We start from the raw sequence: 26,187 nt of genomic DNA on the forward strand, positions 1-26,187 counted from the left end.
CCAGGGTCCAGCGCGTCTGGGTCAGCCCGCACTGCCGCGGGTCACGGCGGACCAGATGCTCCACCTCAGTAGCCGCCGTCTCAGGGTCATGGCGGTCAGGGGGAAAAAGCGGGCGTGCGCCCGCGTCCGTCCCGGATGGGGAGGCTATCGATGCCCTCGGCGTCCCAGCGCTTCAGCCAGCGAGAGACGGTTTCCGGATGGCGCGGACGCAGCAAGCGTTCGCGGGCCACGACGGCAGGCGGTACGCCAGACGCGATGAGCAGTAATGCCGCCGCCCGTTCGCGCACATAGGGCTTGGGGGCGTGATCGCGCAGGTCTTCGAGGGCCTCCCGCTCCTCGACGGACACGTGAAGGGTCCGGCGTGCCGGCATCGCAACCTCCTGAGAAAGGCTTGACACGGATGGATATCAGTATAACGGAATATTTTTTCAAAGTCCATCAGCCCTCGGCTATCCAGGGCAAAGCCCGCCTGCGCGGGCTACACCGGATGTATAGCAGTTCTCAGATACGTTGACCCCTGTCTGGATCTGCCGTGTCGCGCGAGGCGTCCGCTTCCATGGGAGCGCGGGCATCTCCTGGCGCGCTGGAACAAGGCGTGTCCTCGCACCGCCTGGGAGCGCGGGCATCGTGCCCGCATACAGTGATGCAATCCAGCACGGGAGCGCGGGCGTCTCCTGGGGTGGCGGAACAAGGCGCGTCCTCGCACTGCCTGGGAGCGCGGGCATCATGCCCGCATATAGCGATGCGATCCAGCACGGGAGCGCGAGCATCTCCTGGGGTGGCGGAACAAAGCGCGTCCTCGCACTGCCTGGGTACGCGGGCATCATGCCCGCATACAGCGATGCAATCCAGCACGGGAGCGCGGGCATCTCCTGGGGTGGCGGAACAAGGCGCGTCCTCGCACTGCCTGGGAGCGCGGGCATCATGAACATTAAGAATATAAACCGGTATTCGCCCTTGCCGTGGGGCTGAAGCCCTCGGCTAGACGGGGCAAAGCCCGCCTGCGCGGGCTACACCGGATGTATAGCAGTTCTCAGATACGTTGACCCCTGTCTGGGTCTGCCGTGTCGCGCGAGGCGTCCGCTTCCAGCGGAATGGAGACCGAAATGTATTTCGGTCATCGCGTCGGGAGCGCCATTCCCAGGAGTGTTCAACCTTGTCCACCAGGTTCGACCTTTGTGAGAACTGCTCTATTTCGGTCATCGTGTGGGGCGCGCCATTCCCAGGAGTGTTCAATCTTATCCATCAGGTTCAACCTTTGTGAGAACCGCCATACGTTCTCAATCTTCATCATAACCATCAGGTTGCAGCGCACCATCGCATATCTGGTATTATTTCTCTGTTCGTTGATCTATTCGCAGGCATCCCATTGCTGCGGGGCGCCTGTTGCGGACGAGCATACGTGGTAACATGTCTCCTGGGAGCGAGGGCTTCTTGCCCTCATAGACACGACGAGGGCAGGACGCCTTCGCTCTCAGGCGCGTGTGTTCCCCCTGCCGGAAGAGCGTCTTTGGTATCAATGTGAGCCGACCGCCAGCAAAACGTCGTCAGCGCCGGCGCGAGCACGGGTTGGTGCAGCGCGCCTGGAATGTCTGGATGAACGACATCCGTTCCCGCCGATCATTCCTGGGGCGGGTATTGTCGATCACGGTCGGCGTTCTTCTGATCGCCGCCGTTGTGCTGCTGATCATTGGTTTCGTCACGGCACGCAGCGATCTGTTCGTTTCGCCGGGGGCGACGCCATCACCCCCGCCACAGGGCGCAACCACTTCGGCGTCGGTTGCCCTGCCGCCCTCGCCGGTATCGCTCACCCTTCCGCAAGGGTTGGAGCGCGCAACGGTCATCAACGTCGCCGATGGCGACACCATCGAGGTGTCGTTGAACGGGCAAACGGAGCGGGTGCGTCTGATCGGCGTCGATACGCCAGAAACCTCGCACCCCTCACGCCCGGTCGAATGTTTCGGGCGTGAGGCGTCGGCTTTCACCCGCGAGTTGCTGCGTGGGCAGACGGTTCTGCTTGAGGATGACCCGACACAGGATAATCGCGACCGCTTCAACCGTCTGTTGCGCTTCGTCTGGCTTCCTGACGGACGGTTGGTCAACTACGAGATCATCGCACAGGGATATGGTTTTGAGTATACCTTCAGGACGCCTCACCGCTACCAGGCGCAGTTCAAAGCAGCAGAACGCGCCGCGCGCCAGGCGCAGATCGGTCTGTGGGCGCCGGAAACCTGCAACGGTGAGCGGATCGCGGCAGATGCAGTCACCCCCGTCGTCCGCACGACGCCGACAGCGGCGCTGGAAGTCACGCCATTGCCGCCATCCTTCGACGGGTGCCGCACCGAACCGAATGCGGCGCTTGCTCCGAATCTCCCGGTCGCTATTGTGGCGATCGACAAACGCGCCGAGGTGGTGACGCTGCGCAACGTCAGCGCGGCGACGGTCAACCTCGACGGTTGGACGATGTGCAGCATGCGGGGCGCGCAGATCCATCCCGGCATCGGGGGAACGCTGGCGCCGGGCGAAACCCGCGACTTTCCACGCACCGGCGGTGGAAATATCTGGACCGACAGCACTTCCGATCCCGGCGCGCTCTACGACGCCGAAGGGCGTCTCATCGCCTACTGGCCCGATTGAGATTGCGGACGAATCGCCGGGCAGAGCATCGTCCCTATCCTACTCCAGGTTATGCTCAATCCGATACCGCTCACGAAGCGCATCAATACTGATAACATTTCCCTCCTGGTCTTCACAATACCAGTACTCCCAGCCGTTAAAGGCGGGCTTGTTCTGGGCAAGAGCGGCAATTCTGTGAATAGAGCCAGTGACATTCCCCCAGAGAAGGTGTGAATCCGCCTTGACGGTTGCGACGACCTTTCGATCCTTCGAGAAGACCTTTTGACCAACCGTGATGTAGTGCGACTCGATCAGTTGACCAAAACTGACACGCGGAACCGTGCGTTTGGATGGCGTGACCAGCTCAGTCTCATCAAGGAGCGACATGGGGAGCGTATCAATTCTCTTCCGGGCAATGTCGATGTAGGCAGGTTCGAGTTCAATCCCAATATAGTTGCGCTTGAGTTTCTTCGCAACAGCCCCCGTCGTACCGGAGCCAAAGAATGGATCGAGTACAACATCTCCGGGATTGCTGGAAGCCAGGATAACACGGTACAATAATGCTTCTGGCTTTTGGGTTGAGTGAACTTTCTTTCCGTTGAGCTTGATGCGTTCTGGACCGGTGCACAGGGGGATATGCCAGACATTCTGCATCTGTTTCTCGTCGTTGAGGTGCTTCATTGCATGGTAGTTGAACGTGTATTTCTTCTGTTCAACGGACTTCTTTGCCCATATGAGCGTCTCAGTGGCATTTTGAAAGCGAGTTCCGCGAAAATTGGGCATTGGATTTGTTTTATACCAGATGACATCGTTCAGAATCCAATACCCTAAATCCATCATAATGGTTCCAATGCGGAAGATATTGTGATAGGAACCGATCACCCAGATCGTCCCGTCGTCCTTGAGAACTCTGCGGCATGCGCTGAGCCAGTTGCGGGTGAATGCGTCGTATTCGGCAACATTGGCAAACTGATCCCATTCGTCATCTACACCGTCCACAACGGTTTGATTCGGACGGAGCAGCTGGTTGCGAAGCTGGAGATTGTACGGCGGATCGGCGAAAATGAGATCGACCGACTTCGCTGGAAACGTCTTCAAGACCTCAACACAGTCGCCCTGAATAATCTCGTTCACGGGAAGCTGCGAGGTGTTTCGTTCGTCCACCCATGCCTGTGGCTGCATCAGAGCGCTTTCCTCTGCTACGAATCCAGGACCCGGCGTCCGAGCCTGCCCCGCACTGTTGCGCAATTATACGCTCTTTTGTGCTATTCGTCAATGGTCGAGGCGACAGGAACATGGTGGAAAGATTGAGAGCCTGTCCGAATAACCGGACAGCGGCGTCACCAGTCTCGTGGTCGTGAGGGGTGATCTGATCTCAGAGCCAGGATACCGGCATACCGGCTCTTATCCACATCAGCTTTGACGGACCGCTACGCACTGATCGTGAGCGGATGCAACCAGATGATCGGTATTTGTTCGGACATTGACGGTGTATATGCCGACAATGCCACAATCTCATTGACTGGTTCACGACGCAGAATATCGATGACCAATTCACGCATCTCTGCGGAGAGTTCCATGAGACCAATTAGCGGAAAACTCCGCGGCCCAATTTCTGTCGCCTGGGCCACTAATGAATAATCGAGCACCGTCATGCCGATAGCGCGCCGTTCCGCCTTATTGATCCGGAGAATAATATGATCGGTTAACTCAACACCGGTGGCGCGTTCACCTGGAGCAAATGAGATCGACAATGTGTCACTGGTTTCATCATAGGTATAGGTTGTGCTCTGCATACGATCACCCAACTTCTTTCAAGTACGCGGTGACGATGTAGTTGTTGGCGATGGGCTTTCCATCCGGACCTTCAGCATACCGAAACAGAACGATTACGACCACATGCGTATTGTCTTCGGGGAGATGGCCGAATGCTTTACTATAACGGTATTTTTGCGGATTCAAGGCGTCTTGCTTGCGCTGTCCCGTGCGGATCGTCTCTTGTACTTCTGCTTCCAGTCCCGCAAGTTCAGGGTGATTCGTCGGATCAATAATGTGACTCCAACGCTCATCCGTCAGGTATATGCGATTGCCAATACGATCCTGGATCGTCCAACGTCGTCCACGCTCCATACCGGCCTCGCTGACCGAACATCCGCGCCTGCGTGATACCGACAGTATAGCATAGTGGCTTATTGTCTACCAGGATGGTCTCATTGTGCAGCCTGCGTGAATATGCTACCCAACGGCCTGCGCTTCAGCCGCACACAGAGCAGTGTCAGTTGCGAGCATGTGTTGAGTGTCCATGCTTGGCTTGCAGCAACCCTACTTGCTCGCAACGACAAAGACACGCCCTTCCTTTTCAGGCTCATCGAGGGCTGTCTTCAAGTCTTGAATCCTGGCAAAGTAAGCGTTCTTCCAGCCAGCATCATGTAAGAGATCGCTCACCTTTTTCATTTCAAAGACGGTGTTGAAGACGATCTCTTCAAAGCGCTCATATAATCCGTTGGGCAGGCGAAAAAATCCGCTTATTCTTGTCCACGCCTTATCGCTCGTCCCATCATATATGCCGTGAGTGATGATCACCGCATCTTCGTCGCTTTCGTCGACATAAACGTTGTTCCAACGTCTCAACCCGCTACGTGTGTTGAGGTCAAAGATAAAGTACCCATCACTGACGGCGGAGACGCATTGAAAACATCGGTACAATGCCTGTTCGTCTTCGAGATGATTGAGCGCGTCATAGGTCGAAACGACCAGACCAAAGCGCTCATCGAACGTGAAGTTACTTGCATCGCCCTGGACAAAAGCGGCCTGCCCCGAATCGATGTATGGGCGCGCATGTTCACGAGCATATTCAAGCATGGGTTCCGAGAGATCAAGTCCAACGACGCGATACCCCTTCTCGAGAAAATAGACCGCAAGATGTCCGGTGCCACAACAGAGATCGAGGACGGTCTTGTCCTTGTGTCCAATCGGCGTGGCGGCATAAAAATCGAGGATAAGCGGAGCAACCTGCCTGGCAAAACCAGACCATCGCAGATTGTAGGCTCTGGCGAAGCCCTGACTGTACGACTGCATCTGATTCACTCCTGCGAACATGAGATCGCCCAACGGTTTGCGGCTAAGCCATAGCGCCGGAGCGAGCGAAGCGAGCGGAGACGCTGTCGGCTGGAAGCGCGGGTCGGGCGCGGTTTCTCTCTTCTATTACATCATATCGTCGTTAGTTCCGGAACATGTTCGCCTTCGTATTTCTCAATCAATACACCAATTACTTCCATCAACGACGCTAAGGAATGATTCTCGTCCTCGCCTACCACATCAATCAAAGCGTCGAGTAATCCCACCAACCGTTGATATTCGCTCTCGCTGTGAGGCACAAACACTATTGAGGCTAACGCTGGCCAGACACGTTCAGCGGTCTGTAATTCTGTTGCCATAGTCTACTCCTTCCATTTGCCTTTATCATACTCATCGTGCGTTAGCACCGCACGAATGTAGATCTTCCGCCGATTGTAATGAATAGCTGCAATCAGACGCGCTTTACCACCACCAATATTGAAAACGGTCAATTTTCCGACCTGGTCGGCACTGGGAAAGATCGCGCGCAACTCAACAAAAGAACCAAATTGATTCTCTTTCATCAATCTATACCAATGCTGGAGCGCAGACCTGGCATCGGGATGCTTCTCTGCAAACTCATTCAGCCGTTTCCGTGTAATGATGTGCACTGGCTGTCCCTACGTCGCGTGTTCGAGAATGTACGCATTGCTTACTATGTCATCGTGCTGCGCACTGCCCCCAACGGATCACGTTTCAGCCGCTGCGAAGCGAATCGAGTGTTCCAGGTAAAGGCGCCTGGTAATCGACTACTTCAAGATGATCGGCAAGTGCAACGCTGCAGAGAGTGGAGCGTAGTAAGCCACCCGCACTCCGCACAAACTCAATGTAGCCGAATCAGGCGTGCCCAAATTCTTGCGCCATTCGACCAGGTAGTTGTAGTTCTGGTTGTCAATCGTCACCGGGTTGTTTTCTACGCTGTTGGTTTGCCGGTAGCCGCTCGTATTGGGCGGGCTTGTGGCTGACACCGAAAATCCGCCGTTTCCCTTTCCATCGTTCAAAATGAAATAGGCTGTGCTGGTGGTCGTCGTGATTACCGAATCATACGTATAGAGTGTGATCGACACCACCTGTGATCCTTGCGGCAAGTGCACCGGTGCGGAGAACGGAATGCCCAGGGGCATCTGGTTCACGCACCCGGTCGCCTGGCGCGAGTAAGAAACCAGTCCGCCAGGCGTAAACGTGTTCCCGCTGATGAAATAGTAACTCAGCGTGGAGGACAGGGCTACCGGGCTGGCGGCAGATTGAGCGGTGGACACATACGGCTGCGGAGGCGCTGGTATGTCGGACCCCACTATCTGAGGCGCTGGTGCGACGGCCTGACCATGCTGCCCACCGGCTGCATACACGATGGCTGAGACTGCCAATAGCACAGCCGCAACAGCAACTATTCCAGGCGTAACGATAAGTCTGCGAACGTTCATAGCCCTGTCTCCGTCTAAGATTGCAGCGTCTCGGAAGTCGCACGGTTGACTTCCCCAGTATTATAGTCGATTGCTCGAATGATAGGGTTGCTCCTATCCCACGGGCTGAACTACGACATCTTCTCCTCTGTCTCAGGCAGGGATGACCGCAGGTGGCGACCTTCCTGCTATGCGCGCAGGTGGTTTGACGCTATCGCGCGCCGGTCAGTGGCATTTGGAGAACGGACCCTGCACGAACAGTGGTATCATGGCGCGTCTGACAGCCTTTACGGTCAACTCTTAAACCACGGAAAGGATCGCGCATTCCATGTCGAAAAAAGTTCGTGTGGCAATCATTGGCGTCGGCAACTGCGCCTCGTCGCTGGTGCAGGGTGTTGAGTACTATCGCAACGCTCGACCCGACGAATTCGTTCCAGGGTTGATGCACGTCAACCTGGGCGGCTACCATATCGGCGACATCGAGTTTTCCGCAGCCTTCGACATTGCCGATACAAAGGTCGGCAAAGACCTGTCGGAGGCTATCTTCGCGCCGCCGAACAATACCTATCGCTTCGCGCATGTGCCACACCTCGGTGTGCCGGTGCATCGCGGCATGACCCACGACGGTCTGGGGAAATTTTTGAGCCAGAAGGTGCGCAAGGCGCCGGGTTCGACCGATGATATTGTCGGCATTCTGCGCGCCACGCGCACCGATGTCGTCGTCTCGTATCTGCCGGTCGGCAGCGAAATGGCGACAAAATGGTACGTCGAGCAGGTGCTGGACGCCGGATGCGGGTTTGTGAACTGTGTCCCGGTGTTCATTGCCAGTCAGGCGTACTGGCGCAAACGTTTCGAGGAACGCGGGTTGCCGATCATCGGCGACGACATCAAGAGTCAGGTCGGCGCGACGATCACGCATCGCGTGCTGACGGCGCTGTTCCGCGAACGTGGCGTGCGCCTTGATCGCACCTATCAGTTGAATTTTGGCGGCAACACCGATTTCTACAACATGCTGGAACGTGAACGCCTGGAGAGCAAGAAGATCAGCAAAACCAACGCGGTCACCAGTCAACTCGATTACGACCTTCCCGACGATGCGGTGCATGTCGGTCCCAGCGACTATGTGCCCTGGCTGGAAGACCGCAAATGGTGCTACATTCGCATGGAGGGTACGACGTTCGGCAATGTGCCGATCAACCTGGAACTGAAACTCGAAGTCTGGGACTCGCCCAATTCCGCAGGGGTGGTGATCGACGCGGTTCGTTGCGTCAAACTGGCGCTGGAGCGCAAGATCGCCGGCGCGCTGATCGGTCCGAGCGCCTATTTTATGAAGACGCCGCCGCAACAGATGACCGATAACGAAGCACGACGGTTGACGGAGGAGTTCATTGCGGGGTGATCTGCACATGTACGCTTGACAATGGTCATGCGAAAGCGTAAGATAGGATCGCAACAGAGTGCCGGATAGTCTGCATGACCTGTCAATGGATATGTCATGCAGGGATATGGTGATTCGGTTGGCGTCTGAAAAGAAGGCGCCAGCCGGATCGCATTGCATCAACACGATCCCGGAAGGAGGCGCCGTGTTTGCACGCTGGACGAGATGGCGATGGCTATGCCTGGTCGTGATACTGCTCATCACGGCGTCGCCGGGGATCATTACACCGGCGCCGTCGGTTGCAGCGCAGAGTGATCTTCGCTACTTTGCGGAAACAGGACATTATCTGCGCGGCGCATTCCGCGCCTACTGGGAGCGCAACGGCGGCGTCGCAATTTTCGGCTTCCCGATCACTGAAGAGTACCGCCGCTCCGACGGACGGATCGTGCAGTGGTTCCAGCGCGCGCGCTTCGAACTGGCGCAGGCCAATCCGCCGGTGGTGCAACTCGGTCATCTGGGGCGCGAGTTTACCGGTGATCGCATCTTTCCGCAGGCGCCGCCCCAACCCAGCACAGCGCGCATCCGCTACTTCCCCGAAACCAACCATACGCTGCGCGGTCTTTTCAAGGAAACCTGGGAACGGCGCGGCGGTCTTGCGATCTTTGGCTACCCGATCAGCGAAGAGATCTCCGAAAATATCAATGGCCAGTGGACGCTGGTGCAGTACTTTGAACGGCACCGCTTCGAACTGCGTCTCTTTCCGAGTCGTGTCGAATTTGGCTTGCTCGGCGAGGCGCTGGCGCCAGCGCAACTGCGCGCCCCCTGGCCCCCCAATATCGCGCCTGACCAGCCGTTGAATGAGGACGGCACCCCATTGCCGCCACCCTTCCGTCCGGGCCTGTACGCGAATGCGCGGGTCATCGCCGAGGCTGATCAGACCTTCCGGATCGAGGGCGAAGGGTTTCGCCCCGGCGAACGGGTTCGCTTCCTGATCTCGTCGCCGGAGTGCGAATGTCGCCCGACAACGCTCGAACCACAACCGCTCGCCGATGTCAATGGTTCGATCTCGTATGCGCAGGTGCGCTTCAATGCGCGCGACTATGCGCGGGGACGCTGGTATCTGACTGCGCAGGGACAAACGAGCAACCGCGCTGGCATCGCGCAATTTTTCGTTGGCGTCGCTCCGCCGGTTGGTCAACCGGGCGGGGTCTTCGTCGGTACCACGCCGCAGACGGCAGGGTTCGGGCAGGCGGTCATCGTCCAGGGAAGCGGATTCCAGCCGAATGAACCGGTCAGTCTCTGGTTGACTGCACCGGACCAGTCGGTTCGCGGCATCCCCGAATCTCCGACTGCCGATGGCAGCGGTTCGATCAGCGGTGCGAACATTCGGATCGCCATCGATGCGACTTTCCGTGTCGGCACGTGGTTTATTACTGCGCAGGGACGCAACAGCGGTCGCCAGGCGATCGGCACATTTCGCGTCGAGTCAGGAGCACCGCCGCTGCCAGCCCAGCAACCGGGCGATCCTGCGCGCCTGGGCATCCTCATCCACAACGAACTGCGTGTGAGCGGCACCGGTTCAATCACGCCCCTCGCGGCGCCTCCCGGCGCTGGCTTTGTGTTCAACGCCAGCGGATTCGACCCGAACGAGAAAGTTGGCGTCTGGTTGACGCGACCGGCTGGCGCTGGCGTTGAGCCAATCGATGAGCGTCTGGTGCAGCGCGAGGGTAGCAGCGTGCGCGTCGCATTTCGCGTGGATCGCGATCAGCAGGGGATCTGGACGGTCACGGCGCAGGGCGCAAGCACCGGTCGCGCCGTGACGGCGCCGTTCAAACTGACCCGTGATTATGTCGCACCGCTCGGAACGCCGCGTCCTGCCACGAGCCGCAACGCATCGGTTTCGCCTGCCGAAGGCGGTCAGCGCACCACGTTCCGCCTGACGGCGAGCGGTTTTCGCGCCAACGAAACGCTGGAGTTCTGGGTGACGTCACCTGACGGGTTGTATGTGCTCAACACCCCCGTACAGGCGGACAATCGCGGGCGCATCGGGGTATCACCTGCGCTGGGGGTGCAACTCGGCGCCCGGAATCCAACGGGGGTGTACGGGTACCACTATCGCGGCACGAGCAGCGGTGTGCGCGCCGATATCTACTTTACCTTCACCGGAGCGCCGTAATGTGCACCATCACCCTTTACTCTGCTGTACCATCAGCGTTTCCGGTCAATTTGGGCAGCAACTGCGCCGCGATCAACGTCGTCAGTGCTGAAGTATCGCCACCATCGCCCTGGATCACAATTGGACGCGGTGCGCGTTTCATCAGCGTCTCGGCGACCTGTAAGCGGCGTCGGGCCAGTTCGTACTGCAAGACTGCCCGGTTATCCTGATAGGCCTGTCCCAGATATTCCAGACTGCGCGCCTCGTTCTCAGCCTGACGCAGAGTCGCCCGACCGCGCGCCTCGATCTCCCAGCGTACTCGCTGCGCTTCAGTCTCTTTCTCTTGCAGCATGCGGGCAACATCCTGGCGAGCCTTGTTAATCGCTTCCCGCACCTCAACCAGTTTGGCATCGCGTACCTTTTTGGCGCGTTCGATCTCCAGCAGCAACGTATCGATCCGCTGCTTTTTGATCAGCTCCCACTCGCGTTCGTATGCCTGCAATTCTTTCGCAACCCGCTCACGAGTGGCCAGATGCTGCTGGTATTGATCGGGCAACTGGACGTCGGGAATGTTGGCGCCGGTAATGCGAACGCCATAACGGGCCAACTGCCGATTGAGCAGTTCTTGCATATCGCCGACGTCACTTCCGCGCAGGTCGTAAGCACGTTCGGTTTCGACCCGTCGCGCCCGCTGGCGAATGGCATCCTGGACGGCGCTGCTCAGAACCAGGTCGAAGTTGCTTGCCCCCAGGCGACGGACGAAGGCTATCGGGTCTTCAATCCGGAATTTCAAGAAAAACTCAATTGATTTCAGTGGCACATTTTCGCGGGTTGGCGCTGCCATCACCGGTGCAGTGTAGGGAATCTCGGTACTGGTGTCAACCACCGCTTCGACCTTTTCCCATGGCCACCACAGATAGTGACGACCCGGCGGCATGACGCCAACGATCTGCCCCCAGCGCGAGAGAATGCCGGTCGTTCCCTGTTCGATCTCAACGATCGCCCCAAGAAAGAACGAAATACCTGCTATGATGAGCATCAACAGTGACAGGAACAGAGCCAGGCCGCCAAAAATGCCTCCGCTGAAGACGGCAACTCCAAGCAGATAGAAACTGATTGCCAGTGGGAAAAGCCAGCGTGCCCGCCGCCGGTCTTTGGGGATCACCACCGGTACCAGTTGACCCTCTTCGCCGGAACGGAGGAGTTGCCGGATGAGGCTCCAGGTTGCTACTGCCTCACGAATACGGGAAAATTCACGTCGCGTATCGCTCACCGGTTGTCTCCTTTCGTCTCGGCCCGATCAGTCTCGCCTGCAACCACCAACCTGATCTGTTCGTCCCGTTCCAGAATACGCTGGCGAATCTCTTGCGTGCGACGGCGGATCGCAGCGACATCTTCGGGTGAATAGAGTTGCGTGTCGGTGATGCCCAGCATACGCTGCGCCAATGCCAGATAGTCGATGACCGCCTCATCACTGCCGCTCACCTGTACAATCTGCGGCAGATGGTCGGCCACTGCCTCAAGTCGGTCAAGAATATCTTGTTGATAGCGGTACTGCAAAATTTCAGGGTATCGCGCTGCACCTACCGCACGAATATCGAGCGCCTGAGCTTCAAGCAACGCGGCATTGGCCCGTGCTGCGCTTTCGGCTTCGCTGAGCAACTGGCTGGCGTAAGCGTTCGCGCGATAGACCTCCTTTTCGCGAGCCGTGTCGATCTGGGCCTGATAGGTTGCAATTTCAGCCTGAATGGCCGACAACTGCTCACGCAGGCTGGTCAATTCACGATTGAGATCGCCCTCGTCCTGTTCTTTGCGCAGAGCCAGCTGGTATTCATAGGTGTATGCCTCTTTCGCGACCCGGATCATCTCTGGCTTGGCGAGATCGATCCGGTACTCCTGGCTTGATGGCTCGGCATGGGTGATGTTGGCATTAACGAAGCGTACTGCAGGGAGAAATTGCTGATTCAGCGTGTTGAGCAAGTTTTGAGTGCTCTCACCAACCAGATCGTAGATGGCTTCCGCCCGTTGTTCGTAAATGAGGGCGCGGGTGACTTCGCTCACCGCATTCTGCAACTTCTCTTGAAAGCCTTTGGCGCCGCCCAATGTGAAGATGAAGGCCGCCGGGTCTTCAATCTTGAATTGCAGGAAGAGGTCTACCGAGGCGTTAACCCGCGAAGCCGTCGGCGCTTCGCGGATCGGAGCATTGTACGGATATTCACGCGTGACGTTGACAATGTAGCTCACCCGTTTCCAGGGGTCGAGCAGCACTTTTCGCCCCGCCGGTGCGATCTCTTCAAGTTTGCCGAAACGGGTTATCAGCGCCTGACAACCATCTGGCACCATAATAAAGGAGTTGCGCCAGAGGCTGTAGACAACGTACCCGACGATGATGAGCCAGTAATGGGGACCAAACAATGCAAAGGTCAGGTTGGTCAGCCCAAACGAAATGGTGTCGATAATCACGCTCAATAGCCAGCCGATCAGGCCGATCACCACCAGGATGATCGTGACGACTATCCAGAGTTTAGAACGCGGATCACGCGGGATGACGACCGGTGAAATAACGTTGGCTACCTGACCGCGGCTGTCGCGTAGTTGCAGGTTTCGGTTGAGCAACTCGGCAGCTTCATCGAGCAGCACATCCATCTGCTCGATCCTGGTTGCCCCACTCTCGTTGCCTGAGCGTTGGGAAATGAAGTCGCTGGCTTTGATGTGCAGTTGTTCGAGTTCGCCGCTCCCCAGGATTTGTCTGGCAGTAGAAAGACCTTGTTGCAGAAGACTCATATCTTTCTCCCCTTTTGGCTATTAACACGCAGTATTATATACGAGACCTCCTGACCAGACGTTGCAAAAGAGGGCGACTCTGCCGCCCAAAGAAGGCGTCGTTCCAACCCTGACGCATGATGCGGGGAAAGACGAAATTGAACACTCCGCGAATGACCGCAATCATCATCGTGCCCCTCTCGCGGCGACCGAAATGATGAAAATTATGAATATAAACCAGTATTCGCCCTTGCCGTGGGGCTGATGGAGATTGAGAATTTATTCCGCTATCCCGCGCTAGCCGTGGGGCTGATGGAGATTGAGAATTAAATCCGCTCTCCCGCGCTAGCCGTCGGGCTGAAGCCCTCGGCTAGGCAAGGCGAAGCCCGCCTGCGCGGGCTGTAGCGGATTATTTACTCAAAGACCATAAGCCCTCGGCTAAGCAAGGCAAAGCCCGCCTGCGCGGGCTCTACCGGATTATTTATGCAAAGACCATAAGCCCTCGGCTATGCAGGGCAAAGCCCGCCTGCGCGGGCTCTACCGGATTATTTATTCAAAGACCATAATTTCGGTCTACGAGAGAAGTACGCCGAAATTTATTTCGGCATATTGTAGTTCTCACAGAGATCGAACACTTTGCTGGAAGCGGGCGTCTCACGCGACACGGCAGATCCAGACAAGGGTCAACGTATCTGAGAACTGCTACAAAACCATCAGCGCAAGAACATACGCCCCTTCCATACCACTCCCTTGCCGCTGCGGATCTGGCGCAGCGCCTGCGCAGCGAGCGCGAAATAGACGGCTGTTCCCACACCGTAGAGCACGCCCCATAACGGCGAGATACGGAAGCGATAACGAAGAACGATCCCCCAGCAGATCGCGCCGATCAGCAGCAGTGCGACGCCTGCCAGCGCAAGCGCCTGCGCCAGCGCCGGATCACCGCTAAGGAGCGTCAACGCAAAACGTGCCGCAAGCATGTTCCATGGCATCGTCGCCATCAACCCCAGGCGTAACCCCATCAACCCGGAACGTGTTCCGCCGCTGCGGTAACCGGCAACTGCATTCTTCTTCAATCCTTCGGAAAGGGTGCTCCATCCGTTGTACATCCGCACTTCCAGCAGATCGGGTGCGTGCGCCGCTTCAAGCGCATATCCGGACTGCTTCACCAACCGCGCCAGATCCATATCTTCGAGCACGCTCCCACGCACTGCGCGATGACCGCCGATCGCAGCGTAGGTTTCACGGCGCATCATAATGCACTGACCAATCGCAAATGCCAGCGGCGATGACGGATCGTTCACCCGGTCGAACGGGTAAATAGCCGATATCAACCCGATGAACGGCGGTAGAACCAGACGCTCGGCGAACGACGTCAGGTGAATGAGCGGCACCAGCGTGATCATGTCACGTCCGGCGCGTGCGCGTTCGACAAGCGCAGCGATCAAAGCCGGACGCGGCACGACGTCGGCATCAAGAAACAGCAGCCATGCACCGTGCGCATGGTTTGCACCCTGCCAGCATGCCCAGCACTTGCCAGCCCAGTCGTGCGGCAGCGTTTTGGATGACAGAACCGTCAGTGATGGAAGACATGCTGTGTAGGTGCGCACCACATCGGCAGTGCCATCGTGCGAATCATCATCGACGACGATCACCTCGAAACGGCGGTACGACTGCTGCGCTAGTCCTTCGAGGCACGCGCCAATGCGCGTTGCTTCGTTCCGGGCAGGAATGATGACCGTCACCAGCGGACCGTCGTCAGGAAGGCCGGGATGCGGATCGAGCCGTGGGGTGCGAAACGCAGCGATCACATCCTGGACATACCAGAGTGCGAGGAGCACGCTGACAAGCGTCAGCAGCAGCCACGGCGAAACATCGATCTGGTGAACGTCGAACACTGGGACTGCTCCCTCTGTGCGTACCTGTGCGGGCAGGGCAATATGTCGGGGAGTGAAGACTGTCGCTCAGGCGACCACTATCTTTCGCTTTTCAGCACCGTCTCATTATACTACCGCTCCTTCGTCCGACGTGGATGGGTAGTCGGCGCTGCGGTTCGCAGGTGGTAGAGGAAGACTGGCAGTTCGACAGATGCACGCATCGGGGAAGAACAGGCGAAGACGTCGCCTTCGCCTGCCACAGAGCAACTATCAAGAGATACAGGAGATGCCGGCGGTCGCACACCTCGCACCAGGCAGACGACCGCCGACACGGAACATAACCCGGGCTAGACGGCGATGCGCGCAGCGACTTCGGCGAGGCGCGTCGCATACCCCATCTCGTTGTCGTACCAGGCAGCGACGGACAGGAACGTATCGCCCATCACCTGGGTCAGCGGCAGATCGACGATCGATGAGTGCGGGTCGCCGACGATGCGCGACGATGCCCATTCATCTTCGAGCACCCCCATGATGCCCTTGAGCGGTGGCTCAGATGCTGCCTTGCGGAAGGCGTCGTTGACCGACTGCACCGTCACCGGCTTCTCGGTCACCAGGTTCAACTCGGCGATGCTGCCGGTGCGCACCGGAACCCGGTACGCTTTGCCGGTGATCTTCAAGTCTTTCCAGATGAACTGCAACGCACGCGCTGCGCCCGACGATGAAGGAATAATGTTCTCGGTCGCAGCCCACGAATCACGCCGATCTTTCATCGGTTGGTCGGTGAGCGACTGGGTGTTGGTGTATGCGTGAACCGTCGAGAACAAACCATGGTGGATGCCAAAGTTCTCCAGCACCACTTTGACGACCGGCGCCAGCGCATTGGTGGTGCAACTCGCCATGCTGACAATCTTGTGCTTTTCGGGGTCGAACGTATCAAGGTTGATGCCTGCCAGCAGAACGGCATCGCAGTCCTGGAGCGACTTGCTGGGTGCGCTGATGAGCACGCGCTTCGCGCCGCGATCCAGATGCTGCTGCGCTACATTGCGCACCGTTGCGCGACCGGTGCAGTCAACGACCAGATCGACCCCCAGCGCCGCCCAGTCGGGCAGTTCGTTCAATGAGTTGAAATACGGAATCTCGCGCCCGCCAATCACGAACATGTTGTCGCGCGCAATCACCTCTTCGTGCCAGCGCCCATAGTTCGAGTCCACCTCAAACAAGGCAGCAAAGGTTGGCACGTCGCGAATATCGGAGATCGAAACGGGGGTCCAGAGGTTTTCCTTCAGAGCGACTCTCAACAACGAGCGTCCAATGCGACCGAAACCGTGGATTGCGATTCGAGCCATACTGATCCCCTTTCTGTCTCTCACTTTGTGAGCGCGCAAATGTGTTGTGCGCGCGTCCAACTGTTAGTATACATTATATTCACTTCTCGCTTGGTTATGACCTCATGCCGTGAAGATCGCATTCATTCACCATCACCGGCATTCAGGCGCCGGAAGGTCGTCGAGCGCCGGTTCGGATGGTCAGCCATCGCACCAGACCGGGGGCGACGGCGTGTGCGGCATAGAGCAGGCGCAGCATCCGCGGCAGCACGATCTCGCGCTCGCCATGCGCAATGCCGCGCACAATCGCGTCTGCCGCCTGTTCTGCGGTGAGCGGGCGCAGCAGGCGACGCGCCAGACCCGGCACCCGATCCAGCACGCCGGGGTTGTGCTCGAAATAGGTGGTTGCCACCAGCCCCGGAATGATCGCGGTTACCCGTAGCCCGGTACCGTACACTTCGGCGCGCAGCGCTTCGACAAACCCACGGAGCGCCCAGCGCGCGGCGGTGTACGTTGCCGCGCCGGGCCATGCCACGAGCGAGGCAGGTGAGTTGACATATGCCAGACATCCGCGATTGCGGGCGCGCATGGCGGGCAAGAACGCGCGCGTGATGAAGAATGCAGCAAAGTAGGGCATTGCCATCATGGCAACCGCCTCTTCCGGCGTCGTCTCTTCGATGAAGAGCCAGCGTCCGGCGCCAGCATTGCTCAGCAGGATGTCGGGGGGACCGAGGTCGGCCATCACCCGTTGCGCAACCGCATTGACCGCCTGTGCATCGGTCAGATCGACAGGATACACCGATGCCGCGCCTCCGGCTGCGCGAATGTCGCGCGCCACATCTTCCAGCGCCGTCTGCGTGCGCGCCAGCAGCGCCACGTGCGCTCCGCGCCGCCCAAACGCCCGTGCCGTCGCAGCGCCGATCCCGTAGGACGCGCCGGTGATCAGAACATGCTTCTGTTGAAGATAAACCATTGTTCACCTCATACCGTTTGCCGATACAGTATAATGTGAAAGTTATCGGAGGGTTCTGGCGACCCGGTGCAGGTGAATCCGGCAGGCGGCGTGTTCGTTCGTCGAGGCGGCGTCGAATGCAGCACGCCAGGGGTTTTCGCAACCTCCGTTTGCCGCGCACGTTGGTGCTGTTTGCATTGCAGACAGCGACAATCCCGGAAGGAGTTCTGTCCATGTCTACGCTTCAGACGCTCTGGCGCAGCGATCCGGCAGTGGCGCGCATCATCGATGGCGAAATGCGCCGCCAGCGCGACGGATTGGAACTGATCGCCAGCGAGAATTATGCCAGCCGCGCTGTGATGGAAGCGCAGGGTTCGGCGCTGACGAACAAATATGCCGAAGGGTACCCGGGCGCACGCTACTATGGCGGATGTGAATGGGTCGATCAGGTGGAAGACCTGGCGCGTGAGCGGGTCAAGGAGTTGTTCGGCGCGGCGTATGCCAACGTCCAGCCGCACTCCGGATCACAGGCGAATATGGCGGTTTATTTCACGTTCCTGCGTCCCGGCGATAAAGTGCTCGGCATGAACCTGGCGCACGGCGGGCACCTGACCCATGGATCGCCGGTGAACTTTTCGGGTCAGTTGTACACCTTCGTGGCATACGGCATCGACCCGAAGACCGAGCGCATCGATTATGAGCAGGTCGCCGAGATTGCGCACCGCGAGCGCCCGAAGATGATCACGGTCGGCGCAAGCGCCTATTCGCGCGCCATCGACTATGCCGTATTTCGCCAGATCGCCGATGATGTCGGCGCATTCCTCTTCGCCGACATTGCGCATCCGGCGGGGTTGATCGCCAAAGGGTTGCTGCCCAGCCCCATCAAGTATGCGCATGTCGTGACATCGACCACCCATAAGACACTGCGCGGACCGCGCGGCGGCATCATCCTGATGGGAGAGGATTTCGAGAACCCGTTTGGGTTGAAAGCGGCGAAGAGCGGTCGCACCCTGATGATGTCGGAACTGCTCGACAAAATGGTCATCCCCGGTGTTCAGGGCGGCCCGTTGATGCACGTCATCGCTGCCAAGGCGGTTGGATTTGGCGAAAACCTGCAACCCGAATTCGAGACCTACGCACGCCAGGTGATCCGCAACGCGCAGACGCTGGCGAATGCGCTGATCGCGCGAGGGTATCACGTGCTCTCCGGCGGTACCGACAATCACCTGATGCTGATCGATCTGCGCAACAAGGCGGTCAGCGGCAAAGCGGCGCAGGAGGCGCTTGATCGGGCGGCGATTACGACCAATAAGAATGCTGTGCCGAACGATGACAAATCACCGCTGATCACCAGCGGCATTCGGTTGGGAACGCCCGCCCTGACAACGCGTGGCATGAAAGAGCCGGAGATGGAACAGATCGCCGCGCTGATCGATGATGTTATCACGCACATCAATGATGATCATGTGATCAATCGCGTGCGCGAAGAGGTGATGGCGCTCTGTGCGCGCTTTCCCGTGCCTGGTCTGGAACCGTCCACCTGATCCGCACGCGGCGCCTTCCGGGTACGTTTGAAGAGATGAGGACAGGAGCGTCTATGCTGCATCATTTGCGCATTGCAGTGATCGGCGCCGGGGTCATGGGCGAAGCCATGATCAGCGGCTTACTGAAACAGAATCTGATCGCTGCCGATCAAATCGTTGCCACCGAACCGCGCGCCGAACGACGTGAAGAGATCGAGCAGCGGTATGGCGTGCGCGTCACCGATGATAACCTGGAAGCGGCGCACTGGGCGCAGGTGGCGATCTTTGCCGTCAAACCGCAAACGGTTTCCAAACTGATGCCCGAACTACGCGGCGCTTTGAGGGAAGGGGAACTGGTGATATCGATTGCTGCCGGTGTTCCGATCCGCACCTATGTTCAGGGGCTGGCGCATGGCGCTGTGGTGCGCGCCATGCCCAACACGCCAGCGCAGATCGGCGAAGGGATGACCGTCTGGACGGCATCGTCCGCCGTCAGTGAGGAGCAGCGTGGTTGGGCGCGCGCAATCCTTGGCTCCTTCGGGCGCCAGATGTTCGTTGACGATGAAACATATCTTGATATGGCGACCGCCATCAACGGCACCGGTCCCGCCTATATCTTTATGGTGCTGGAAGCAATGATCGACGCGGGCGTCCACCTGGGGTTGCCGCGCTACATGGCGGAAGAACTCGTGTTGCAGACCATGCTCGGTTCGGTGCATTATGCCATGCAGAGCCGGCGGCATCCCGCCGAACTGCGCAACGGCGTCACGTCGCCGGGCGGTACAACCGCTGCCGCGCTCTACGAACTGGAGCGCGGCGGGTTGCGTACCGTCCTCTCCGATGCTATCTGGGCGGCATACCGTCGATCCGCCGAACTCGGAAAAATGATGTGAGCGCGACGCTTGATCAACGAACGCTCCCGCCGGCTGCGAAACAAGCGGGAGCGTTTTTATGAGTCCGCTGCAAAAAGGGTATGTCACCGCAGAGACGCGGCGTTCGCAGAGGAAGATGCCATAGCGAGTCGCTCCAACGCATCATGCTTTGCCGCGCATACCTTTCGTTTTTGAAATTCTCTGCACCCCCGGCGTCTCTGCGGTGCGTTTTTGCAGCAAAGTCATTTATGCACCCAGGATTACTGCCCCACAGGAACCCGCCGCGCCACATCGGGATCAACCGTCAGCAGGGTGCGATTGACCCAACCAGTGACGCCGCGAACGTTCGTGATCCGATACCAGTTGCCGTCGGGCGTCTTCGACAATAGTTGCACTGTCTCACGTGCATTGATCTGATCGAGCACCTGCCCCTGGAGATTTGGAGCGGCGCGCACATTACCGCCATTGAACACGATGGCGGTCAACCCGGTCGCAGGCGGAACCGTCGCATTGGGAGTCGGCGGTGGCGGGAGCGCGGCAACCGTGGCAGGGAGCGGCGTCGGAACCGTCTCGTTCGACACCGGAAGACGTCGCAGGTCATCAGGCGCAATCGTCAGCAGCGTGCGACTGACCCATCCGGTCATCTTCCGTTCGTTGATGATCTTCAGCCACGTACTATCCGCGTTTCGCGCCAGCAGGAAGACGCTCTCGCCCGCATTGATCTGATCGATGACCAGGCCGCGTAAACTGGGGCTGGTGCGCACATTGCCGCCGTTGAATACCGCTGCCTTGCGCAGATCGGTCGGCGTGGCGACCGGCAGTTGCGCTGCCAGGTTCTGATCGACTACCAGCAGCGTGCGGCTGACCCAACCACTCAGCCCTTCCGATGTCGTGACACGGTACCATTCGCCGTCGATGCTGCGTTCGATCAGGGTCACGACTTCTCCCAGCGCGAGGCGCCCCAGAACTTCCGCTTCACGGTTGGGTTCACGCCGGATGTTGCCGGCAATCGTGGCGGTTCCGGTCAATTCGCGGGTTGCCTCAACCACAGTCGGCGATGGTTCCGGCGTTGCAGGTGGTTGGGTAGCGGTTGGCGTAAGCGCTGGCGCAACGGTCGGTTCCGCCGCAATGGCGTAGAAATCATTGACGAAGGGGCGCAGTACATCGAGCGTCGCAGGATCGGATCGGGCGATTTCACCGCTTTGATCCGAAGCGATGGCAATGACCGTATAGGTCGCATCCTGACGCGGGGTTGGCGCGTTGGCACGGCGGTCGAGCACGATCTGCGCTGCGCCGCTCAGCGGATCGGGTTGCGCCAGCGCAGTTTCAGGGTTGAACCAGGGAAACTCCTGACCATCTTCACGCATGAGCGCAGTCAGCGTTGTTCCCGCTGGCAGGTTTTCAGTCTGGACGACCACCACGATTTTTCCGGCGCCAACCACCTCGGCGCGCTCGACCACCAGGCGCGGCTGTGGCGGCACGGGGGTTGGCGTTACATTGGAACCGCCTGACCCGCCAAACGTCAGCAGCAGCACGACAATGACGCCGATAAGTACGACCGGTGCGAGAAGAACCAGCGCCTTGATCGCTGGCGGCGCCGCACGGAAACGCTCGCCCAGGCTGCGCGGCGCCTCCTCGGGCAGCGATGTGTAATCGATGGACTCACCGATCCCGGCAATATCGGGCAACGGCAGGTCATCTGGTCGGGCAGCGCGTCGTCGTCGCACAATGATCAACACAACTGCCGCTATCAGCACTGCCCCAACCAACAGTGCAATGATCTCAGGCGACATTGAGCGTCCAGGTCCTTTCGATCAATACCGACGTATACCTGACACCATTTCTTCTCGTCTTTGTCATGCGGCTATCATATGACAACCTGGTGCAAGATGCAAGCGATGCATGCGATACCGATGTTGCGAAACCATATATCTTCCCGTCAGAGTGTAAAATGCAGGAGGTGTGCTATAATCACGTGACGACAGGTACGAAGAATTCAGGGGGCGCAGTATGAAAGACCTGTTTCGTCGCGCGCCAAAGCGTTTTACGGCAGCGCGCATCGAGAATCAGGCGATCCCCGACAATATGTGGGTCAAATGCCCGTCCTGCGGCGACCTGATCTATACCCGGCAGTTCAGTGACAATCTGAAAGTCTGCAAATGCGGCTATCACATGCGTCTGACCGCGCGTGAGTGGCTTGGATTGCTCGATGACGGGTCGTTCGTCGAGTTCGATGCTGCCCTGGCGTCGGTCGATGCGCTGGGATTCGTGTCGCCACGTCATGTCTACGAGCAGAAATTGATCGAAAGTCGGCAGCAGACTGGCCTGAACGATGCGCTGATCACCAGCAGCGGAGCGATCAACGGGATGCTGCTATGCCTGGCAGTCACCGAATTCGAGTTTATCGGTGGCTCGATGGGAAGCGCCTATGGCGAGCGCCTGGCGCGCGTGATCGAGCGCGCCGCCGATGCGCGCCTCCCGCTTTTGACGATCAACGCCAGTGGCGGTGCACGGCAGGAAGAAGGCACGCTGGCGCTCCTCCAGATGGCGAAGGTCAACATGGCGCTAACGCGCCTTGCCGCCGCCGGTCAACCCCATATCGCTCTGCTGGTTGATCCATGCTATGGCGGCGTGCTGGCGTCGTACACCTCGGTCGCCGATGTGATCATCGCCGAACCTGGCGCGCGAGTCGGCTTTGCCGGGCGACGGGTCATCGAGCAGACGATCCGCCAGAAACTGCCGGTCCACTTTCAGACCGCCGAATTCCTGCTGGATCACGGCATGATCGATATGGTGACGCCGCGTAGTGAACTGCGGGGCGTCCTGTCAACCCTCCTGCGATTGTATCGTGATGCGTTTGCACACACGTCAGCAGCGCAGCATGTTCCGGCGCTGACGCACGTCCAGGGATGATCGTTCCAATGAAAACGCCAGCCTTGACGCCATGGGACAGGGTGCAACTGGCGCGTCACCCGCGCCGTCCGCATACGCTCGATTATGTGCGCGCCCTGTGCGACGATTTTATCGAACTCCACGGTGATCGTCGCTACGGCGACGATCCGGCGATCATTGGCGGACCGGCGCGCTTCGCCGACCGCACGGTCATGATCGTGGGGCATCAGAAAGGGAGCGACGCGCGCGAGAATGTGCGGCGCAACTTTGGTATGGCGCGCCCGGAAGGGTATCGCAAAGCGCTGCGCCTCTTTCGCCACGCCGAAAAGTTTGGCTTTCCGCTGATCTGCTTCATCGATACGCCAGGCGCCGATCCGAGCATGGAATCCGAGGAGCGCGGTCAGGGGAATGCTATTGCGGAAAACATTCTGGCGCTCGCCGGGTTGCGCGTCCCGATCGTTGCATGTGTGATCGGCGAGGGGGGGAGCGGCGGCGCGCTGGCGCTTGGCGTCGCCGATCGGCTCCTGATGCTCGAACACGCAATCTACTCCGTGGCAGCGCCAGAAGCGGCAGCGTCGATTCTCTGGCGCGACGCAGGCAAAGCGCCGGAAGCGGCAAGCGCAATGCGCATTACGGCGCAGGACCAGTACGACCTGGGGATCGCGGATGCGATCATTCCCGAGCCAGAGGGCGGTGCGCACACCGATGCCGCCGCCGCAGCGGAGGCAGTGGGGGCAGCGCTGCGTGCAGCGCTCGATGCACTGGTCGGGCTGCCGATCGATGTCCTGTTGCAGCGCCGCTACGCCAGATACCGCGCTATCGGACGCTTTCAGGAAAGCCAACCAATGCCGAACATGCCTGCCACCGTTCCGCCGCTTCCCTTCAAGGGATCGTAACGCGGGTCAGAAGCAGCGCATCCTGCCCGGCATCGTCAGCCCGCTCCCCATTGGTTCGCAATGGCAATCGGGAGAAGGTCTGCGGATCGTAGACGCCAATCGCAAGGCGATAGGTTCCGGCAGGGAGATCGGGCGGCAGCGGAAAATGCTGCACCATCGAAACGTGCCTGCCCGGTTGCCATGATTGCGGGCGCCAGTGTTCCGTTCCCAACGGAACATCCACCTGCGCAACACGTTTGCCCGCGTCGTTCATCATATGCACAAAGATCATATAGTCACGGTCGGATTGTGCAAGCGCCTGCCACACCAGTGTGATCGTCAACGCCCCGGATGCGCCGATGGCGGATGTATCGAGGTTGTATCCGTGGAGGCGAACCATATCGCCGAAATCTGTATCCGGCACCTCAGTGACCGGTGGCGGAACCTGATAGATGTAGGCATAGTCAATGCCGTGAATCCGGACGATGTGGATCGGCTTGAGACGCCGCAGTGGAGCGTGCAGTTCTGGTCGCGTGTTGCGCTGGATCTGGTCGATATACGCGACCGCATAATCGACGCGCAGCGGGTTTTGAATGGCCTGGAGCGGCGCAACCCCTGCTGGCGCAAACGGACTCAGGACAGCCTGGTAGAACACGGCGATCGGGCGATCCCTGCCGTCTGGCTGCGCAGCGATAAATGCAGCCGCAAGTTCCAGCCCCTCACCCCAACCAATCGGCAACACCTGTCTGGCTACTGCACCGCCGCCGAGCAGCGGGTTGTAGTACGCCAGATAATAGGGGTGGTACCAGATCAGATTGGTGATCACTGCCGTTACCACCAGCACATACCCTGCCGACTGCCACGGATGCGCGGCGCCGAAACGTCTGAGGGCATCGATGATCCCCCGCTTGCTCAGAAAATCGTATCCACGGGAGAACCCGGCAGCCGCCAGGATTGTCAGCGCAGGAAAGACCGGCAGCGCATAGCGGTCGAATTTCTTCGCCATAACACTGATCGCTGCAACGAAAAGAACGACAAACACCGCCAGCAGCAGCAAGGGACGACTCGCATCCTTCCAGGCGTCTTTCCCATCGCGCACAATAAAGCTGATCCAGATCAGCACGCCGATCAGCGTCCACGGCGCCAGGCGGAACGGTATCGCCACCAGGTAGAAGAGCGGTCCCGGATCGGCGACGGCGCGACCGAAGAAGAAGTTCCCCCACGGGTGCGGCGCTCCGCCATCGAAGAGAATCTCGCTCACAACACCCCAGGTCGTCGCGAGCGGTCGCACCCACATGGCGGGCCAGAGCGCGATCCAGACGAGCGCTGCCATGCCGCACCACACTGCCAGGGGCGGGATGCAACGCACCATTGTTATAACCGCAGAGCGAACGGTTAGCGTCGATGGCAGCCCCTGCCCGATGAGCACAACCAACCCCGCCAGCGGCGCCAGCAGCAGCGCGGGTGATTTGGTCAGCAACCCCAGACCGGCGACGAGACCGCTGGCGATCCACCACGGCGAGTGGACGAAACTGCGTGTGTTGCTCTGGAGCGCCACCAGCATCAGCAGCAGGCTGAGCGTCATCAGGGACGTCAGGGTTGCATCCATATGGAACAGTTGCGAGTGAGCGACCAGAAACGGCTCGCCGATCCAGAGCAGCGCCGCCAGAAGCGCAATGGTTCGACCGGTCAGGCGCTCCAGGAGCGGGTACGCCAGCGCGAGCGCAAGCGCCGTAATCGTGGCAGCCGGTAACCGCATGACGGTGTAGAAGGTCGCCGGGTGTTCCTGGATGATTTCGAGTACGGTCAGAACCTGGTAGATCGTGTGCCCCAGAGCGCCAAGCCACAGCGTTGTGACTGCCGGATGCCCGAAGTAGAAGGTGTCGGCGAAGTTGCCGGTAGCAACTGCGGTTGCGAATCGCCGGGAGAGCGATATCCAGTGGTAGGCTTCATCAACGGTGAGAAAACGTCCATTGGGCCAGCGCGCCGCCATTGCCAGAACAAAGAGTGCAACCGGCGTCACCGCCCGACGCAGGACCTGACCAGGACCTGTCACAAGCCCTCCTTGAGTAAGGCTCGTCGTCACGATACCCTGGAGGCGCAGAAGCAATCTCGCACCACGAGTAACGACGGTTCTGGCGTGTCATCCTGAAATGAGGAATGAGACGAACAACGACGACCGGTGTACCTTAACGGGAAGAGCGCACAGTTGAGGTCTCTTCATCGGTTTTGCGCGGTTCGCCGGAAGGTTCGGCTTTCACGCGCATCCCGACAATCAGTGTGCCGAAGAGAAGCACAGCCATAGCAACAAACACCGCGATGGTAAGGAGCGACTCGCTTTTGGCAAGTTCGAACCCCAACGCGACAAACGGCAGCGCCGTCAGCAGAATGGCGAGCACAGTCCAGATACGATCAAATGTGTTCATGACACCACTCCGCATT

General features: G+C 59.0%; 23 protein-coding genes. 7 read left to right on the top strand and 16 right to left on the bottom strand.

All coding sequences use genetic code 11. The features are described 5' to 3' along the window. Window positions 1–95: 95 nt before the first annotated feature. Window positions 96–398, bottom strand: a complete 303-nt coding sequence (locus ROSERS_RS26630; RefSeq protein WP_232282745.1) for a helix-turn-helix domain-containing protein — start codon at window positions 396–398, stop codon at window positions 96–98. Between the two features lie 1,123 nt (window positions 399–1,521). Between ROSERS_RS26630 and ROSERS_RS01945 the strand changes: the two genes are divergently transcribed. Further along, on the top strand, window positions 1,522–2,637 hold the full coding sequence (locus tag ROSERS_RS01945; protein WP_041332763.1) for a thermonuclease family protein: 1,116 nt from the start codon (window positions 1,522–1,524) through the stop codon (window positions 2,635–2,637). A 39-nt stretch (window positions 2,638–2,676) separates the two neighbouring features. Here ROSERS_RS01945 and ROSERS_RS01950 read toward each other — a convergent pair whose 3' ends face one another. The 7 genes from ROSERS_RS01950 to ROSERS_RS25710 form a co-directional block, all read right to left on the bottom strand. Then, the gene (locus ROSERS_RS01950; protein WP_011955163.1) at window positions 2,677–3,798 is read right to left on the bottom strand and encodes a site-specific DNA-methyltransferase; all 1,122 of its coding nucleotides are present in this window, start codon (window positions 3,796–3,798) and stop codon (window positions 2,677–2,679) included. 248 nt (window positions 3,799–4,046) lie between these two features. After that, on the bottom strand, window positions 4,047–4,412 hold the full coding sequence (locus ROSERS_RS01955; RefSeq protein WP_011955164.1) for a DUF2283 domain-containing protein: 366 nt from the start codon (window positions 4,410–4,412) through the stop codon (window positions 4,047–4,049). Window positions 4,413–4,416: 4 nt separating this feature from the next. Then, window positions 4,417–4,746: a hypothetical protein gene (locus tag ROSERS_RS01960; protein ID WP_011955165.1), complete on the bottom strand. Its 330-nt coding sequence runs from the start codon at window positions 4,744–4,746 to the stop codon at window positions 4,417–4,419. A gap of 192 nt (window positions 4,747–4,938) precedes the next feature. Then, window positions 4,939–5,694, bottom strand: coding sequence for a class I SAM-dependent DNA methyltransferase (locus tag ROSERS_RS01965; protein WP_011955166.1), 756 nt, complete (start codon window positions 5,692–5,694; stop codon window positions 4,939–4,941). Between the two features lie 131 nt (window positions 5,695–5,825). Continuing rightward, on the bottom strand, window positions 5,826–6,053 hold the full coding sequence (locus ROSERS_RS01970) for a hypothetical protein (RefSeq protein ID WP_011955167.1): 228 nt from the start codon (window positions 6,051–6,053) through the stop codon (window positions 5,826–5,828). Between the two features lie 3 nt (window positions 6,054–6,056). Then, window positions 6,057–6,344 carry a type II toxin-antitoxin system HigB family toxin gene (locus ROSERS_RS01975; RefSeq protein ID WP_011955168.1) on the bottom strand — a complete coding sequence of 96 codons (288 nt, stop codon included), beginning with the start codon at window positions 6,342–6,344 and terminating at the stop codon, window positions 6,057–6,059. A 138-nt stretch (window positions 6,345–6,482) separates the two neighbouring features. Next, window positions 6,483–7,157 carry a hypothetical protein gene (locus ROSERS_RS25710; RefSeq protein ID WP_011955169.1) on the bottom strand — a complete coding sequence of 225 codons (675 nt, stop codon included), beginning with the start codon at window positions 7,155–7,157 and terminating at the stop codon, window positions 6,483–6,485. A 307-nt stretch (window positions 7,158–7,464) separates the two neighbouring features. Here ROSERS_RS25710 and ROSERS_RS01985 point away from each other — a divergent pair, with 307 nt between their 5' ends. Together ROSERS_RS01985 and ROSERS_RS01990 are read left to right on the top strand one after the other, a co-directional pair. Then, entirely contained in the window at window positions 7,465–8,535 is a 1,071-nt protein-coding gene (locus ROSERS_RS01985; protein WP_011955170.1) for an inositol-3-phosphate synthase, read from the top strand. Between the two features lie 106 nt (window positions 8,536–8,641). Continuing rightward, window positions 8,642–10,690 (top strand): hypothetical protein, encoded by a 2,049-nt coding sequence (locus ROSERS_RS01990; protein WP_198136344.1) that lies wholly within the window; start codon window positions 8,642–8,644, stop codon window positions 10,688–10,690. A gap of 16 nt (window positions 10,691–10,706) precedes the next feature. Here ROSERS_RS01990 and ROSERS_RS01995 read toward each other — a convergent pair whose 3' ends face one another. From ROSERS_RS01995 to ROSERS_RS02015, 5 genes are all read right to left on the bottom strand, one after another. Then, complete coding sequence (locus tag ROSERS_RS01995) at window positions 10,707–11,942, bottom strand: SPFH domain-containing protein (RefSeq protein WP_011955172.1); 1,236 nt, start codon at window positions 11,940–11,942, stop codon at window positions 10,707–10,709. Further along, window positions 11,939–13,453, bottom strand: coding sequence for an SPFH domain-containing protein (locus tag ROSERS_RS02000; RefSeq protein ID WP_011955173.1), 1,515 nt, complete (start codon window positions 13,451–13,453; stop codon window positions 11,939–11,941). The genes ROSERS_RS01995 and ROSERS_RS02000 overlap by 4 nt, the downstream gene beginning before the upstream one ends. Before the next feature lie 692 nt (window positions 13,454–14,145). After that, a complete protein-coding gene (locus ROSERS_RS02005) occupies window positions 14,146–15,327 on the bottom strand; it encodes a glycosyltransferase family 2 protein (RefSeq protein WP_011955174.1) in 1,182 nt (393 codons plus the stop codon). 326 nt (window positions 15,328–15,653) lie between these two features. Beyond that, window positions 15,654–16,652 (bottom strand): type I glyceraldehyde-3-phosphate dehydrogenase, encoded by a 999-nt coding sequence (locus tag ROSERS_RS02010; RefSeq protein ID WP_011955175.1) that lies wholly within the window; start codon window positions 16,650–16,652, stop codon window positions 15,654–15,656. A 142-nt stretch (window positions 16,653–16,794) separates the two neighbouring features. Then, complete coding sequence (locus ROSERS_RS02015) at window positions 16,795–17,604, bottom strand: SDR family NAD(P)-dependent oxidoreductase (RefSeq protein ID WP_011955176.1); 810 nt, start codon at window positions 17,602–17,604, stop codon at window positions 16,795–16,797. 212 nt (window positions 17,605–17,816) lie between these two features. Between ROSERS_RS02015 and glyA the strand changes: the two genes are divergently transcribed. After that, a complete protein-coding gene (glyA, locus tag ROSERS_RS02020) occupies window positions 17,817–19,127 on the top strand; it encodes a serine hydroxymethyltransferase (protein ID WP_011955177.1) in 1,311 nt (436 codons plus the stop codon). Between the two features lie 53 nt (window positions 19,128–19,180). Beyond that, on the top strand, window positions 19,181–19,999 hold the full coding sequence (gene proC / locus ROSERS_RS02025) for a pyrroline-5-carboxylate reductase (RefSeq protein WP_011955178.1): 819 nt from the start codon (window positions 19,181–19,183) through the stop codon (window positions 19,997–19,999). A gap of 239 nt (window positions 20,000–20,238) precedes the next feature. Here the strand turns inward: proC and ROSERS_RS02030 are convergent, their stop codons facing one another. Next, the gene (locus tag ROSERS_RS02030; protein WP_011955179.1) at window positions 20,239–21,771 is read right to left on the bottom strand and encodes an SH3 domain-containing protein; all 1,533 of its coding nucleotides are present in this window, start codon (window positions 21,769–21,771) and stop codon (window positions 20,239–20,241) included. A gap of 217 nt (window positions 21,772–21,988) precedes the next feature. On the opposite strand from ROSERS_RS02030, the gene ROSERS_RS02035 reads away from it, so the two are divergent. Further along, a complete protein-coding gene (locus tag ROSERS_RS02035; protein WP_011955180.1) occupies window positions 21,989–22,891 on the top strand; it encodes an acetyl-CoA carboxylase carboxyltransferase subunit beta in 903 nt (300 codons plus the stop codon). Window positions 22,892–22,899: 8 nt separating this feature from the next. Then, a complete protein-coding gene (locus tag ROSERS_RS02040) occupies window positions 22,900–23,766 on the top strand; it encodes an acetyl-CoA carboxylase carboxyltransferase subunit alpha (RefSeq protein WP_011955181.1) in 867 nt (288 codons plus the stop codon). Here ROSERS_RS02040 and ROSERS_RS02045 read toward each other — a convergent pair. Together ROSERS_RS02045 and ROSERS_RS02050 are read right to left on the bottom strand one after the other, a co-directional pair. Continuing rightward, window positions 23,753–25,801 carry a glycosyltransferase family 39 protein gene (locus tag ROSERS_RS02045; protein WP_011955182.1) on the bottom strand — a complete coding sequence of 683 codons (2,049 nt, stop codon included), beginning with the start codon at window positions 25,799–25,801 and terminating at the stop codon, window positions 23,753–23,755. The genes ROSERS_RS02040 and ROSERS_RS02045 overlap by 14 nt on opposite strands. A 133-nt stretch (window positions 25,802–25,934) precedes the next feature. Then, the gene (locus tag ROSERS_RS02050) at window positions 25,935–26,171 is read right to left on the bottom strand and encodes a hypothetical protein (protein WP_157040928.1); all 237 of its coding nucleotides are present in this window, start codon (window positions 26,169–26,171) and stop codon (window positions 25,935–25,937) included. Window positions 26,172–26,187: the final 16 nt, after the last annotated feature.

The organism is Roseiflexus sp. RS-1, assembly GCF_000016665.1.
Lineage (GTDB): Bacteria > Chloroflexota > Chloroflexia > Chloroflexales > Roseiflexaceae > Roseiflexus.